12 protein-coding genes and 1 pseudogene are annotated in these 12,693 nt (G+C 70.5%); 8 read left to right on the top strand and 5 right to left on the bottom strand.

What is annotated here, in order from left to right; translation table 11 throughout:
- Positions 1 to 53: 53 nt before the first annotated feature.
- On the top strand, positions 54 to 593 hold the full coding sequence (locus tag ACFUTX_RS09600) for a universal stress protein (RefSeq protein ID WP_378863362.1): 540 nt from the start codon (positions 54 to 56) through the stop codon (positions 591 to 593).
- Positions 594 to 830: 237 nt separating this feature from the next.
- Here the strand turns inward: ACFUTX_RS09600 and ACFUTX_RS09595 are convergent, their stop codons facing one another.
- Positions 831 to 1,439: a helix-turn-helix transcriptional regulator gene (locus ACFUTX_RS09595; RefSeq protein ID WP_378863359.1), complete on the bottom strand. Its 609-nt coding sequence runs from the start codon at positions 1,437 to 1,439 to the stop codon at positions 831 to 833.
- Positions 1,436 to 2,347 (bottom strand): DUF4097 domain-containing protein, encoded by a 912-nt coding sequence (locus ACFUTX_RS09590; RefSeq protein ID WP_378863356.1) that lies wholly within the window; start codon positions 2,345 to 2,347, stop codon positions 1,436 to 1,438. The genes ACFUTX_RS09595 and ACFUTX_RS09590 overlap by 4 nt, the downstream gene beginning before the upstream one ends.
- A gap of 134 nt (positions 2,348 to 2,481) precedes the next feature.
- Here ACFUTX_RS09590 and ACFUTX_RS09585 point away from each other — a divergent pair, with 134 nt between their 5' ends.
- Positions 2,482 to 3,261 (top strand): MerR family transcriptional regulator, encoded by a 780-nt coding sequence (locus tag ACFUTX_RS09585; protein ID WP_378863353.1) that lies wholly within the window; start codon positions 2,482 to 2,484, stop codon positions 3,259 to 3,261.
- An 84-nt stretch (positions 3,262 to 3,345) separates the two neighbouring features.
- Here the strand turns inward: ACFUTX_RS09585 and ACFUTX_RS09580 are convergent, their stop codons facing one another.
- Complete coding sequence (locus ACFUTX_RS09580) at positions 3,346 to 3,510, bottom strand: hypothetical protein (RefSeq protein ID WP_378863350.1); 165 nt, start codon at positions 3,508 to 3,510, stop codon at positions 3,346 to 3,348.
- 299 nt (positions 3,511 to 3,809) lie between these two features.
- Here ACFUTX_RS09580 and ACFUTX_RS09575 point away from each other — a divergent pair, with 299 nt between their 5' ends.
- From ACFUTX_RS09575 to ACFUTX_RS09555, 5 genes and pseudogenes are all read left to right on the top strand, one after another.
- Positions 3,810 to 4,079 (top strand): Rho termination factor N-terminal domain-containing protein, encoded by a 270-nt coding sequence (locus ACFUTX_RS09575; RefSeq protein WP_378863347.1) that lies wholly within the window; start codon positions 3,810 to 3,812, stop codon positions 4,077 to 4,079.
- A gap of 28 nt (positions 4,080 to 4,107) precedes the next feature.
- The gene (locus ACFUTX_RS09570; RefSeq protein WP_378863344.1) at positions 4,108 to 5,076 is read left to right on the top strand and encodes a DNA topoisomerase IB; all 969 of its coding nucleotides are present in this window, start codon (positions 4,108 to 4,110) and stop codon (positions 5,074 to 5,076) included.
- 24 nt (positions 5,077 to 5,100) lie between these two features.
- Positions 5,101 to 5,502 (top strand): fluoride efflux transporter FluC, encoded by a 402-nt coding sequence (locus tag ACFUTX_RS09565; protein ID WP_378863341.1) that lies wholly within the window; start codon positions 5,101 to 5,103, stop codon positions 5,500 to 5,502.
- Positions 5,499 to 5,882: a fluoride efflux transporter FluC gene (locus tag ACFUTX_RS09560; protein WP_378863339.1), complete on the top strand. Its 384-nt coding sequence runs from the start codon at positions 5,499 to 5,501 to the stop codon at positions 5,880 to 5,882. Before ACFUTX_RS09565 ends, ACFUTX_RS09560 begins: the two co-directional genes overlap by 4 nt.
- Before the next feature lie 111 nt (positions 5,883 to 5,993).
- Positions 5,994 to 9,185, top strand: a pseudogene (locus ACFUTX_RS09555) (efflux RND transporter permease subunit); the annotation flags it as partial.
- Between the two features lie 692 nt (positions 9,186 to 9,877).
- Here ACFUTX_RS09555 and ACFUTX_RS09550 read toward each other — a convergent pair.
- Positions 9,878 to 10,963 (bottom strand): DUF998 domain-containing protein, encoded by a 1,086-nt coding sequence (locus tag ACFUTX_RS09550; RefSeq protein ID WP_378863336.1) that lies wholly within the window; start codon positions 10,961 to 10,963, stop codon positions 9,878 to 9,880.
- A gap of 101 nt (positions 10,964 to 11,064) precedes the next feature.
- Positions 11,065 to 11,700 (bottom strand): antibiotic biosynthesis monooxygenase, encoded by a 636-nt coding sequence (locus ACFUTX_RS09545; RefSeq protein WP_378863333.1) that lies wholly within the window; start codon positions 11,698 to 11,700, stop codon positions 11,065 to 11,067.
- Positions 11,701 to 11,898: 198 nt separating this feature from the next.
- On the opposite strand from ACFUTX_RS09545, the gene ACFUTX_RS09540 reads away from it, so the two are divergent.
- Complete coding sequence (locus ACFUTX_RS09540; protein WP_378863330.1) at positions 11,899 to 12,330, top strand: hypothetical protein; 432 nt, start codon at positions 11,899 to 11,901, stop codon at positions 12,328 to 12,330.
- The last annotated feature ends 363 nt before the right edge of the window (positions 12,331 to 12,693 follow it).

Raw genomic sequence — 12,693 nt, 5'->3', positions numbered from 1 at the left:
CACCCCGGCGGGCTCCTCCTTGGGTGTGGCATCAGCGCAGAGGAGCGAGACATATGACCGATGAGGCATCTGACCCGGCCGAGGCCCTCACCAAGGACGCGGACCTGCGGGGAGCGGTGATCGTCGGTGTCGTCCCCGACCAGTCCACCCGAGTGCTGGCCGAGGGGGCCCGGTACGCGAAGCTGCTCGGTGCGCCGCTGCTCGTCGTGCACGTGGACGTGACGCGGTTCGTCACCTATGAGGATCCCGACGGCTACGTGCACTCGGCGCCCATCGACATGAACATCGCCGCGGGCGAGGGCGACCTCGACAAGGTGCGGTCGACCGCGAGCTCGTTCCTCGCCAGCCACGACGTGCGTTGGACGGTGCAGCAGCTCGTGGGCGACCCGGCCATGGCGATCAAGCACCTCGCCGAGAAGGTCGACGCGAAGCTGCTCGTCGTCGGCACCCGCAAGCGCGGCCTGGGCGAGTCGATCCGCGAGTTCTTCACCGGATCCGTCGCCGCACGCCTGGCGCATCGCCAGCCTCGGCCGATCCTCGTCGTGCCGCTCGGCGAGCCGGTTCCCGACGACGAGGAGATCTGGCCCGCCTGAGCGGGTACCCGCGCCCGTCCGCCCGCGCGCCCGCGCGCCCGTGCGCTCGTCGCGCCCGTGCGCCCGTGACTCCCGCCGAGTCGCCAAGACACGCCGCTCCGCGTGCGTTCGACCGGCGTGTCTTGGCGACTCGCGGGGGGGACGACGAAGGCCGACCCCCGCGGGAAGCGGGGATCGGCCTGGGGGCGAGGGGCGACGGGCGAGGGGCGCCAGGCGACGGGCGACGGGCGACGGGCGTCAGCCTCGGAGCGCGCGGGTGACGTCGCGGGCGATCCGGTCGAGGTCGGACGTGAGCTCGTCGACGAACCCCGCCGCCAGCTCGCCGCCGCGGGCCACGTGCGACCGGAGGTCGGTGCGCACACGGACCCGGAACTCGCTGATCGCGGCATCCGCTCGATGCAGCTGCTCACGGCTGAGGACGCGCGGGTCGTCCGACGGGGCCTGCGCGGTCGCGGTCTCACGCTCCTGCGACCGTGCGGCCGCGAGGTCGGCGCGCAGGCTCTTCATCGCCTCGCGCACGCTGCCGCGCACCTCGTCGGCGATGAGGCGCACCGAGTCGGCGAGTCCCGCCTCGATCCCCTCGAGATCGCCGGCGCGCGCCTGGACTTCGGCGTGCCCTGCCTCGGTGATGGAGTACACGGTCTTGCGGCCGTCGACGGTCTTCGTCACGAGGCCCTCCTCTTCGAGCTTGGCGAGGCGCGGGTAGATGGTTCCGGCGCTGGGGGTGTACGTGCCGCCGGTGCGGTCCGAGAGCGCCTGCATGATGTCGTACCCGTGCCGGGGTCCCTCGTCGAGGAGGTTCAGCAGGTACAGGCGCAGGTCGCCGTGGGAGAAGACCGGGCTCATCGCCACTCCTCCTGGCTGCCGGTCGTGCCGGGGGTGCCGGACGTGCCGGCGGCCTCGGCCTCGACCTGCGGGTCGGGCGCGGATGCCGCGACCGCCGGGCGCCGCAGCACCGTCACGTCTCCCGACACCGAATTGGCGCGCACGTCGGCGAAGCTGCCGCTGAGCTCGCCCGCGGAGCCGGCGAAGTTCGTGGTCGGCCCGGTCCCGATGCCGGACCGCATGACGCCGTCGACCTGCACCTTGCCGCTGACGCTGCGCACGACGTAGTTGGCGGGGTGGCCCTCGTCCATGCGGACGGTGAGCCCGCCGCTGACGGTGTTGACGTTGACGGACTGGAGGTCGCCGGCCGAGTCGATGAGCGTCGAGCCGGACACGGTGTCGATGGTCGCCTTGGCCAGCGTGCCGGTGGCGGCGACGTCGCCCGAGACGCTGTTGGCGTTGAGCGATCCGACGAGGTCGCGCACCTGCACGTCGCCGGAGACGGCGTTCACCGTCAGGTCGCCGGTGAGCCCGTCGACCATGAGGTCGCCGGAGACGGTGTTGAGCCGCGCGTCGTTCTGCAGGCCGGCGACGAGGGCGCTGGCGCTGACCACGCCGAGGTTCAGGGCGACGGTGCGGGGCACGGCCACGCTGATCTCGGCCTTCGGTCCGCTGGCGGTGAAGTTGCGGAACACCTCGAGGAAGTTGTCCCACCGCAGCTGCGGATGGTCGATCTCGACGGCGTCGCCGATCACCTCGATGCGCAGGTCTTTGACGGTCACGCCGTGCACTTCGATGCGGGCTCCGGGCTCGTCGTGGGCGATGACGTCGATCTGCCCGCCGATGAGGCCGACCTTCAGGCTGGTCACCGTCTCGATGTCGATGACGCGCGTCTCGCCCGGGTGGATGATCCACTTCTCCAGGGTCATGGTGTTCTCCGAGTTCGTTGAAGTCGCGTTATATCGCGTTTGAGCGAGCGTAACACGATATATCGCGTTCATTCAAGCGGATGCGGCGATCCGAGCTTGACCTTGACGCAGCGTCAACCTCTACCGTCGATTCCATGAACGCGAACGAGTGGTCGATCCAGCAGATCGCCAAGATCGTCGGCGCCACGAGCCGCACCCTGCGCCATTACGACGACATCGGGCTGCTGGCGCCGTCGCGGGTCGGCCGCAACGGCTACCGGTACTACGACGAGACCGCGCTCGTCCGGCTGCAGCGGATCCTGCTGCTGCGGGACCTCGGACTCGGACTGCCGCAGATCGCGGAGGTGCTCGAGCGCGAGGCATCCGAGATCCCCGCCCTCGAGACCCATCTCGCCTGGTTGCGGCAGGAGCAGGCGAGGCTGACGCGGCAGGCCGCGTCGGTAGAGAACACCATCGCAGCACTGAGAGGAGGTGAACGACTGATGGCAGAGAACATGTTCGACGGCTTCGACCACACCCGGTACAAGGACGAGGTCGAACAGCGCTGGGGCGCCAAGGCGTACGCCGACGGCGACCGCTGGTGGCGCTCGATGAGCGCCGACGAGAAGGCCGCGTGGCAGAAGCGGGTCTCCGACCTCGGTCGGGACTGGGTCGCCGCCGCCGAGAGCGGCGTCGCCCCCGACTCGGTCGAGGCGCAGCGGCTGGCCGAGCGGCACGTCGCGTGGCTGACCGGGATCCCGGGCACACCCGCCGCGGAACCCGGCGGCGACGTGAAGGCGTACGTCATCGGACTCGGCGACATGTACGTCGACGACCCCCGGTTCGGCGCCAACTACGCCACGAGCGCGGGCGGCACGGCCGGCGCCGCGTTCGTGCGCGACGCGCTCCGCATCTACGCGGAGGCGCACCTGTGACGCGCAGACAGACGGATGCCGCGACCTGGAGGGGTCGCGGCATCCGTTTTCTCGGGGGAAGGGCCCCGGAGTCCTTCTCCGTCGTCAGGCGCGCCGGCTTCCGCTGATGACGCGGAAGAGGAACGCGATCAGGGCGATGACGCCGACGATCAGCGCCACCCACAGCAGCCACTGCAGGGCGCTGTTGAGTCCGCCGACGATGGCGAGCACGACGGCGACGACGATGATGATGATGAGGGCGAGGTTCATTGGAGGTTCTCCTTCTCCTTAGGCGATACGCGGGGTGGGCGTACCGTGCCGGGTTGGGCACGCCTCCACGTTGTCAGGCCTGTGTGTCGGCTGGGAGGGGCTTGACGACCGCCGAATCTCGGGTGTAGTCGCGCGCCGATGGGTCGAAAACCCAGCAGACCGCGCGCCTCCGCCGCGCTTCGGCGGCCCGCGGTCGGCGTTTCTCCCGGTCTCCCGTCGCCGTCCGCTGTCAAGCCCCCCGTTCGCACGTGCGCCGGGCGGCTAGCGTGGCCTCACTGATCGTCGATCGAGGAGGGATCATGCCTGCCGGACGCGGTTCGAACAGCCTCAAGGATCCGGACCTCTACGAGGAGCTCCGCAAGGACGGAGCCTCGAAGGAGAAAGCCGCGCGCATCTCGAATGCCGCCGCGAGGGACGGCCGCAAGAAGGTCGGCCGACGCGGGGGCGAATCCGGGTCGTACGACGACTGGACCGTCGCCGACCTGCGCGCCCGCGCGAAGGACCTGGGCATCTCGGGCTACTCGGGCAAGAAGAAGTCCGAGCTCATCGACATGCTCCGCAACCACTGATCACGAAGACCCCGGGGGGGAGGGACGGATGCCGAGACTCGCGCGCGTCCGTCCGTTCGACGACCCCGGATTCCGTCGTGTGCGCGCCGGCTCCGGTTTCCGCTACCTCGACGCGAAGGGCAAGCCGGCGCCGGAGGCGGACGCCGAGCGCATCCGCGCACTGGTGATCCCGCCCGCGTGGCAGGACGTGTGGATCTGCACGCGACCCGACGGTCACATCCAGGCCGTCGGCACCGATGACGCCGGCCGCAAGCAGTACCTCTACCATCCGGACTGGACCGCCGGACGAGACCGGCGCAAGTACGCCCGCGCCCTGCAGCTGGCCGAGACCCTGCCCCGGGCACGAGCGCGGGTCACGACGTCGCTGCGGCGGTCGGCGCTCGACCGTGAGCGGGTCCTCGCCGCCGCGTTCCGCCTGCTCGACCAGGCTGCGCCGCGCATCGGGTCGGAGCGGTACCTGGCGGCGCACGGCAGTCGCGGTCTCACGACCCTCCAGCGGCGCGATGCGTCGGTGGAGGCATCCGTCGTCTCGCTCTCGTTCCCCGGCAAGAGCGGCAAGCGGCAGCTGCTGAAGATCGACGACGGCGACCTCGCGTCCGTGGTCGAGCTGCTCGCGGCGGGGCGTCCGCGGTCGCCGCTCCTGGCGTGGGAGCGCGGGCGTCGGCGGGTGCCGCTCACCCCGACCGAGGTGAACGACTACGTGCGGTCGCTGACCGGCGGACGCTTCACGGCCAAGGACTTCCGCACGCTCCGGGGCACGATCTTCGCGGCGCAGGCGCTCGCGCGGATCGGCACGGTCGACACCGCGAGCGACCTCAAGCGCGCCGAGACGCTGGCCGTGCGCGCGACCGCCGAGGCGCTCGGCAACACGCCCGCGGTGGCGCGCAGCTCGTACATCGACCCGCGGGTGTTCGCCCGGTACCGCGACGGCGACACCCTCGATCTCTCCGTGTCGCCCGAGTCGGCGATCATCCGCCTGATCCACCCGCGCCGCTGACCCGGCGCCGGTAGCGTGAGGGTCATGCCTCTCGACGTGCGTGCGCTGGGGTACGTCGTCGTGGGCGGTGCGTTCGGCGTGCTCGCCCGGGCGCTGCTGCTGGACCCCGTCACCGACCCGGCGGTGCTGCCGTGGGCGACGCTCGGCGTCAACGCCGCGGGGTCGTTCGCGCTCGGGCTGGTCGTCGGCGCTCTGGGCGACAGCCGTCCGCACGTGCGGGCCTTCCTCGGAACGGGCGTGCTCGGCGGTTTCACGACCTACAGCGCCTTCGCGGTCGAGACGGCGCTGTGGCTCTCGACCCCGTGGCTGGCACTAGGGCTGGCCGCGGCATCCGTCGCCGCCGGCGTCACGGGAGCCGTCGCCGGGCTCGCGATCGGCCGCGCGCTCGGCGGACGACGCCGCGCCACGCCGGAGGCCGCGGAGTGAGCCGCCCGCTGCTGCTGCTCGTGGTCGCGCTCGCCGGAGGCGCGGGTGCGGGGCTCCGGTACGCGCTCGACCGCCTCGTGCCGTCGCGGGGCGGGTTCCCGCTGGGCGTTCTGGTCGTCAACGTGAGCGGGTCGTTCGCGCTCGGTCTGCTCACCGGGCTGGGCGCGGTGGTAGCTCCCGAGGTGGCCGCGGTGGTGGGCGTCGGGCTTCTCGGCGGCTACACGACCTTCAGCACCGTCTCGGTGGAGTCGGTCCTGCTCGCCGAACGCAGACGGTGGCGGGATGCCGCCGCCAACCTGGTCGGGACGCTCCTGCTCGCCGCGGCCGCCGCAGCGGCCGGGGTCGCCCTCGGCGGGCTCCTCGCGAACGCTTTCCGCTGATCCACATCCGGCCGCCGGGCTGCGGGCCGGATGAGATACTGAACCCGATACACCTCCGTATCCGCGCGTCGGTCGGCGCGCGTCCGCAGCACCATTCCCGCGAAGGCATCCGTGTCGAACCTCGCCGTCCTCAGCCTCAAGAACCGCGCCCTCATCGCGCTCGTCACGATCGTCGCGGCCATCTTCGGCTCGCTGGCCCTCGTCAACCTCAAGCAGGAGCTCATCCCCTCGATCGAGTTCCCCACGCTCGTCGTCGTCTCGACCTACCCGGGCGCCTCGCCCGAGGTCGTGAACAACGACGTCTCGACGCCGATCGAGGCCGCGATCCAGGGCGTCCCCGGGCTCGAGTCGACCACCGCCACCAGCACGACGAACGCCTCGATCGTGCAGGCGTCCTTCACCTACGGCACCGACCTCGCCACCGCCGAGCAGAAGATGACGCAGGCGATCAACCGCATCAGCTCGCAGCTGCCGGAGGGCGTCGATCCGAACGTCATCTCGGCCAGCATCGACGACTTCCCCGTCATCCAGCTCGCCGTGACCGGCTACGACGACGAGTCCACGATCCAGGCGCAGCTCGAGGCATCCGTCATCCCCGATCTCGAGGATGTCGCGGGCGTCAACTCCGCCGAGATCGTGGGCGGGGTCGGGCAGCGCGTGACGATCACGCCCGATCAGGAAGAGCTGGCGGCCGCCGGTTACTCGCAGCAGGCGATCCGCGACGCGCTCGACCAGAACGGCGTGCTCTTCCCGGGCGGCGAGATCACCGAGGACGACGAGACGCTCACGGTGCAGACCGGGGCCAAGATCACGTCGGCCGACGAGATCGCGGCACTGCCGCTTGTGCCCTCGACCGCCGCTCAGCTGCAGGCGGGCGAGATCACCGTCGGCGACGTGTCGACGGTGGAGCAGGAGGCCGACCCCGTCACGACCATCTCGCGGGTCAACGGCGAACCCGCCCTCACGATCGCGGTCACGAAGCTGCCGGACGCGAACACCGTCGACGTGTCCCGCGGCGTGCTCGCGATCGTGCCCGAGCTCGAGGAATCGCTCGGCGGTGCGGAGTTCACGGTGGTGTTCGACCAGGCGCCCTACATCCAGGAGTCGATCGACACCCTCGCCAAGGAGGGGCTGCTCGGCCTGCTCGCTGCGGTGCTCGTGATCCTCGTCTTCCTGCTGTCGGTGCGCGCGACGCTGGTCACGGCGATCTCGATCCCGACGAGCGTGCTCATCACCTTCATCGGCATCCAGGCGTTCGGCTACTCGCTCAACATCCTCACGCTCGGGGCGCTGACCATCGCGATCGGGCGCGTCGTCGACGACTCGATCGTCGTCATCGAGAACATCAAGCGCCATTACGTAGGCGACGCCGACAAGACGCGTTCGGTGCTTCTCGGCGTGCGAGAGGTCGCCGGCGCCATCACGGCGTCGACCATCACCACGGTCGCGGTGTTCCTGCCGATCGCGTTCGTCGGCGATGTGACCGGCGAGCTCTTCCGGCCGTTCGCGCTGACGGTGACGATCGCGATGACGGCGTCGCTGTTCGTCGCGCTGACGATCGTGCCGGTGCTGGCCTACTGGTTCCTGCGTCCGGGCAAGCCGCTCCTCGACGAGAACGGCGAGGAGATCGACCCGGAGCACCCGGATGCCCCGCCCAGCCGCCTGCAGAAGGGCTACCTGCCCGTCCTGCGGTGGACGCTGCGGCACTCGTGGATCTCGCTGGGCCTGGCCGCGCTCGTTCTCTTCGGAACGGTGGTGCTCGCGGTGGTCGGGCTGAACCAGGGCTTCCTGAAGACGAACTTCCTCGGCGACTCGGGTCAGAACACCTTCACCATGACGCAGTCGATCGGCGAGGCGCCCAGCCTCGAGGCCGAGAGCGCGGCCGCCGAGCAGGTCGAAGACGCCCTCTCCGGGATCGAGGGGATCGAGACGGTCCAGGTGTCGATCGGGTCGAGCGGCTCCGCGCTCCGGGACGCGTTCTCGGGCGGCGGCAGCGGCATCACGTACTCGATCACGACCGACCCCTCGGTCGATCAGGTCGCGCTGCGCGAAGAGGTGCAGGCGGCCGTCGCCGACCTCGACGACGCCGGCACGATCACCGTCGCGACGGCCGGGGGCGGATTCGGTTCGAGCGACATCGAGATCGACATCACGGCCCCCGACTCCGACACCCTGCAGCAGGCGACCGACGAGGTCGTCGCCGCCGTGGACGGCGCGGAGGGCGTGGGCCAGGTCAGCAGCAACCTGTCGGCGTCGCTGCCGTACATCGCGGTGACGGTCGACCGCGAGGCCGCCGCGGCGCTCGGACTGTCGGAGGTGGCGGTGGGCGCGCTCGTGTCCAACACGATGGAGCCGCAGTCGATCGGCTCGGTCGAGATCGACGACACCGCGCTCACGGTGTACCTCGCGGCATCCGAGACTCCGGCGTCGCTGGAAGAGCTGCGCGAGCTGCCGGTGCCCACGGCGACCGGTCCCGTTCCGCTGGAAGACGTCGCGACCGTCGAAGAGAGCGAAGGCCCGACGTCGATCACGACGCAGCGCGGCCAGCGCACCGCGACCGTGACGGTGACGCCCTCGACCGACGACCTCGCGACCGCATCGGCCTCGGTCACCGCGGCGATCGAGAGCGCCGACCTTCCCGAAGCGGCCGACGCCTCACTGGGCGGGGTCGTGTCGCAGCAGCAGGACTCCTTCTCGCAGCTGGGCCTGGCGATGCTCGCCGCGATCCTGATCGTGTACATCGTGATGGTCGCGACCTTCAAGTCGCTGCGCCAGCCGCTCCTGCTGCTCATCTCGGTGCCCTTCGCGGCCACCGGTGCGATCCTGCTGCAGATCATCACGGGCGTTCCGCTCGGGGTGTCGTCGATGATCGGCGTGCTCATGCTCATCGGCATCGTCGTCACCAACGCGATCGTGCTCGTCGACCTCGTGAACCAATACCGCACGAAGGGCCTGTCGGCGCACGACGCCACGATCGCCGGAGGATCGCGTCGTCTGCGCCCGATCCTCATGACCGCGCTCGCCACGATCGCGGCGCTCACCCCGATGGCCATGGGCATCACGGGGCAGGGCGGCTTCATCTCGCAGCCTCTCGCGATCGTCGTCATCGGCGGACTCATCTCGTCCACGGTGCTGACGCTTCTCGTGCTCCCGACGCTCTACAACCTCGTCGAGGGCGCGAAGGAGCGGCGGGCTCTGCGGCGGCGCGGCGACGCCCTCGAGACTCCCGCCGGCGATGCGTTGACGGATGCCCCGACTCCGCCGGTCGCGTCGGCACCCGCGCTCACCCGCCGCGAGCGTCGCGCGCTCGAGGCGTCGGGCGCGGTCGCAGTGGCGACGGTCGCCGTCCCGGTGATCGAGGAGGGTCCCGACGTCGAGGTTCCCGAGGGCCGCGCGTCGACGACGGCCGACGGCGTCGACACGGAGTCGCACGCGGTCGAGCCCGATGCCTCCGTGCCCGTGATCGAGGAGGGGCCGGATATCGAGGTGCCCGAGGGTGATGCCGCCCGCGGGGATGCCGAGGCCGAGCCCGCCGCCGGCGACGGGACCGAGCCCGAATCCGAGGCGGCGCCCGAGTCGGAGCCCGAGCCCACCCCGAACGCGGAGCCCGCGCCGGAGCCCGAGCCCACGCCGAACGGGGAGCCCACGCCGGAGGCCACGCCGGACGCGGAGCCCACGCCGGAGCCTGAGCCCGAGCCCACGCCGGACGCGGAGCCCACGCCGGACGCGGAGCCCACGCCGGAGCCCGAGCCCGAGCCCACGCCGGAGCCCGAGCCCGAGTCAGAGCAGGGGCCGGAGCCCGAGCCGGAAGCGGCGCAGGCCGAGGCATCCGACTCCGCTCACGGCGACGACCCGGCTGACCCCGACCACGGCGAGCGACGCTGACCCCCACGCACACTGGTTCGGGGCGCGAAACCCGCGCGACGCGCGGGGTAGGGCGGCGCGTCCGGTCGGATCGGCGCCCCGAACCCGACCGCTCGGGCCCCCCGCCGCGCTCAGTCGGGGTGCCCTGACGCCTCCAGGAAGCGGATGAACACGGCGATCCAGCCGAAGATGAGCGCGAACACGATGATCTCGAACGCCGTCAGCGAGAAGTAGCCGACGACGAACAGCACCACCGACGCCACCGTCGCGGCGAGGAACGCCCACGACGACACGAAGTAGGTGCGCGGCATCCCCTTCAGAAGAGCCGGCCCGGCGATGAGCAGCACGAGGAACATCAGCGCCATCCCGGTGGCGGACAGGTTGTGCAGGGGCATGTTCACGTCGACCGGGAAGATGCCCACGCACGCGAGCATGATCCCCATCACCACGAACAGCACCGGCACCACGCGAACGCCGCGAGCGCTCGTCAGCACCCCGGCCGCGGCGAGCTCGCCCATGTCGTTCGCGATATAGACGGCGAACGTGGTGACGAGCAGGCCGCCGGCGATCAGAGTGCCGTTGAACACCCAGCTCGACAGGTTGTCGAACGTGCCCAGCTGGCTGAAGTGGTACGTCCACCATTGTGGGTCGGGCGTCGTGACCATCGCGGTGACCGTGCCGAACACGATGAAGGCCATGAGCAGAGACGACATCCGCTGCGTCGTCATGTTCGACGACGACAGGTACACCGCATACGTCGTGAGCCCGAGCGTGACGGCCATCAGCACCACCGACCAGAACGGCACGACCGGCAGCCCGATGAAGCCGAGGGCGAGCAGACGGTAGAGCCCGTACCAGGCGAGGAAGGCCAGAGCCGTGTGCACGATCACCACAGAGACGGTGTTCACCGTGAACTTCCACGACGGCAGTCTGCGACGCCACTCCTGACCGGGGCGACCGCGGGCGCGCCAATAGCCGATCGTGGACGAGATCGCCGCGACGACCCCCGCGCCGAGAGCCGCCCACAGTGCGAACGGATCCTCGTCGGCGAGCGTGAGCCGGGTCGCGATGAGGGCGACGACGTAGCCGTATACGGCTCCCAGGGCGCCGCCGGCGAAGGCGAGGTAGACGGCCTCGGATTCGAGGCGGCGGGTCGGTGCCGGCGGCCCCTCGGGGGCCGGTTCGCCGGCGGCGGTGCGGACGTGTGGCGAGGTCATGGCGTCAGTGTAGGACTGACGGATGCCTCGCCCTAGGACCGAAGGACCTTGACCGTTCGACGAGCGGATACCGCGCCCCGAGGCGGGCCGGTCGGGTCAGGTCAGCGCGCCCGTTGCAGCCAGGGCCGCAGCATCCGTGTCACCCACGGAAGCACGAGATAGGTCATGAACGGCGTGAGCAGCACGGTCGCGAGAAGGACGCGCAGGACGAGCGGCCAGTCGGTGAAACCGGGGACGAAGCTCAGCAGCCAGGACGCGAGAAGATTCGTCGGGAAGAATCCGAGCCAGATCGCGACGGCCTGCTTCCAGCGAGGCGGCGCTGCGGGGATCGGCTGCTGTATCGGACCGGTGTCGGGCGTCGCGTCGCCGGCGCGACCCGAGGAGCGGTCTTCGACGTGTGTCGCGAAGGGCGCGTCGAACCATCCTTCGATGCCGGTGCGGCGTTCGACGCGAACCTCGCTCGCGAACGCGCGACCCGAGTCGAGCCACCACGCCCGCTGGGTCGACTGCTCCCACGCCTCGAGGGTCGGGATGTCGCGGAAGCGGTAGAGCATGTACCAGAGGTCGCTCGCCTCGCCGGCGCGTACCCAGCCCGAGCCGAGGAAACCGTCGAACCCGGTCGCGAGATCCGTTCCGGCCTGCATCCAACTCGTCGCCTCGACGGTGCGGGCCGGGTCGATCCGTCGTTCGATCGCCACAGTGATGGGATGGGCCGCGGATTCTGCCATGACGTCCATTCCACACGATCCGCCGACTCGTCGAGGGTCACGAAGTCGTGGTCGTCGGCGTGCCGCGGAGCCTGCGGGCACCCGGCCAGCATGCGGGGAAGCACGCTCAGCCACGCGCCGACCGACGCGAATCCGAAGAACTCGAAGCACGCGAGCGTGATGAATCCGGCCGTCAGCAGGACCATCCCGACGGCGAGCAGGATGACGATGACGAGCGACGCGGAGCGGAAGATCCGCCCGAATCCGGGGATGCCGAGGCTGAACGCGACGATCGAGAGCAGCGACAGTCCCAGCCCGGCGGCCGCGATGTCGTGCAGGACGGTGCTGACCGGGATCGGGATGAGACCGACGACGGTCAGGTGCAGGCCCGCCGAGATCACCGAGGCGCGGAATCCCCGCGCCGTGCGACGACCGATGTTCGTCGGCAGCGAGGTGACCGAGAGCACCCCGTACGTGGCGAGCAGGAAGCCCGAGACGATCGCGGTGCCGTTGAAGACATGGCCCGACAGGTCGTCGAAGGTGCCGAGGCGGGAGAAGTGCAGCTGCCACCACAGCGGGTCGCGGGTGGTGAGCACGGCGACGATGACGCCGGCGGCCAGGGCCGCCATCGCGCCATGGCTGAAGTGGTGGGCATGGTGACGGACCGCGGGGCGGTGTGTGGCCTGCGGGTCGTTGGGGGTGACGCTCGGAGCTTCGGGTGCGGCGAGGGCGTTCAACGGACTCTCGTTCTGGGTGGTGCGCCGATACCCCCGCAACCCCCGACTCCCCAAAGTCGGTACGCTACGGGGTCTCGTCGCGCTACGCGGACGGGATTCCCCAGGTCAGCGGGTACACCGCTGGGTCAATGGTACTGCTCTGACCTTGAGAACATATAGGGTATCGCGTCATTGAGGCCGGACAGTACACTCTTGTCCGGTATTGTTGACCGCGTCGGCTCTGGACACCGCGCCGTTGCGCGGATGGGTTTGTGAGTCCAAGGGGCCGATGGTTTAGGCGATTCCG

The organism is Microbacterium sp. NPDC057407 (assembly GCF_042803895.1).
Classification (GTDB): domain Bacteria; phylum Actinomycetota; class Actinomycetes; order Actinomycetales; family Microbacteriaceae; genus Microbacterium.
This window is presented reverse-complemented; position numbering and strand designations above follow the sequence as displayed.

Excerpts from the sequence above, each read along its gene's own strand:
- ACFUTX_RS09600 (WP_378863362.1), top strand. The coding sequence starts at position 54 with ATGACCGATGAGGCATCTGACCCGGCCGAGGCCCTCACCAAGGACGCG.
- ACFUTX_RS09595 (WP_378863359.1), bottom strand. The coding sequence starts at position 1,439 with ATGAGCCCGGTCTTCTCCCACGGCGACCTGCGCCTGTACCTGCTGAAC.
- ACFUTX_RS09590 (WP_378863356.1), bottom strand. The coding sequence starts at position 2,347 with ATGACCCTGGAGAAGTGGATCATCCACCCGGGCGAGACGCGCGTCATC.
- ACFUTX_RS09585 (WP_378863353.1), top strand. The coding sequence starts at position 2,482 with ATGAACGCGAACGAGTGGTCGATCCAGCAGATCGCCAAGATCGTCGGC.
- ACFUTX_RS09580 (WP_378863350.1), bottom strand. The coding sequence starts at position 3,510 with ATGAACCTCGCCCTCATCATCATCATCGTCGTCGCCGTCGTGCTCGCC.
- ACFUTX_RS09575 (WP_378863347.1), top strand. The coding sequence starts at position 3,810 with ATGCCTGCCGGACGCGGTTCGAACAGCCTCAAGGATCCGGACCTCTAC.
- ACFUTX_RS09570 (WP_378863344.1), top strand. The coding sequence starts at position 4,108 with ATGCCGAGACTCGCGCGCGTCCGTCCGTTCGACGACCCCGGATTCCGT.
- ACFUTX_RS09565 (WP_378863341.1), top strand. The coding sequence starts at position 5,101 with ATGCCTCTCGACGTGCGTGCGCTGGGGTACGTCGTCGTGGGCGGTGCG.
- ACFUTX_RS09550 (WP_378863336.1), bottom strand. The coding sequence starts at position 10,963 with ATGACCTCGCCACACGTCCGCACCGCCGCCGGCGAACCGGCCCCCGAG.
- ACFUTX_RS09545 (WP_378863333.1), bottom strand. The coding sequence starts at position 11,700 with ATGGACGTCATGGCAGAATCCGCGGCCCATCCCATCACTGTGGCGATC.
- ACFUTX_RS09540 (WP_378863330.1), top strand. The coding sequence starts at position 11,899 with ATGACGAGCGACGCGGAGCGGAAGATCCGCCCGAATCCGGGGATGCCG.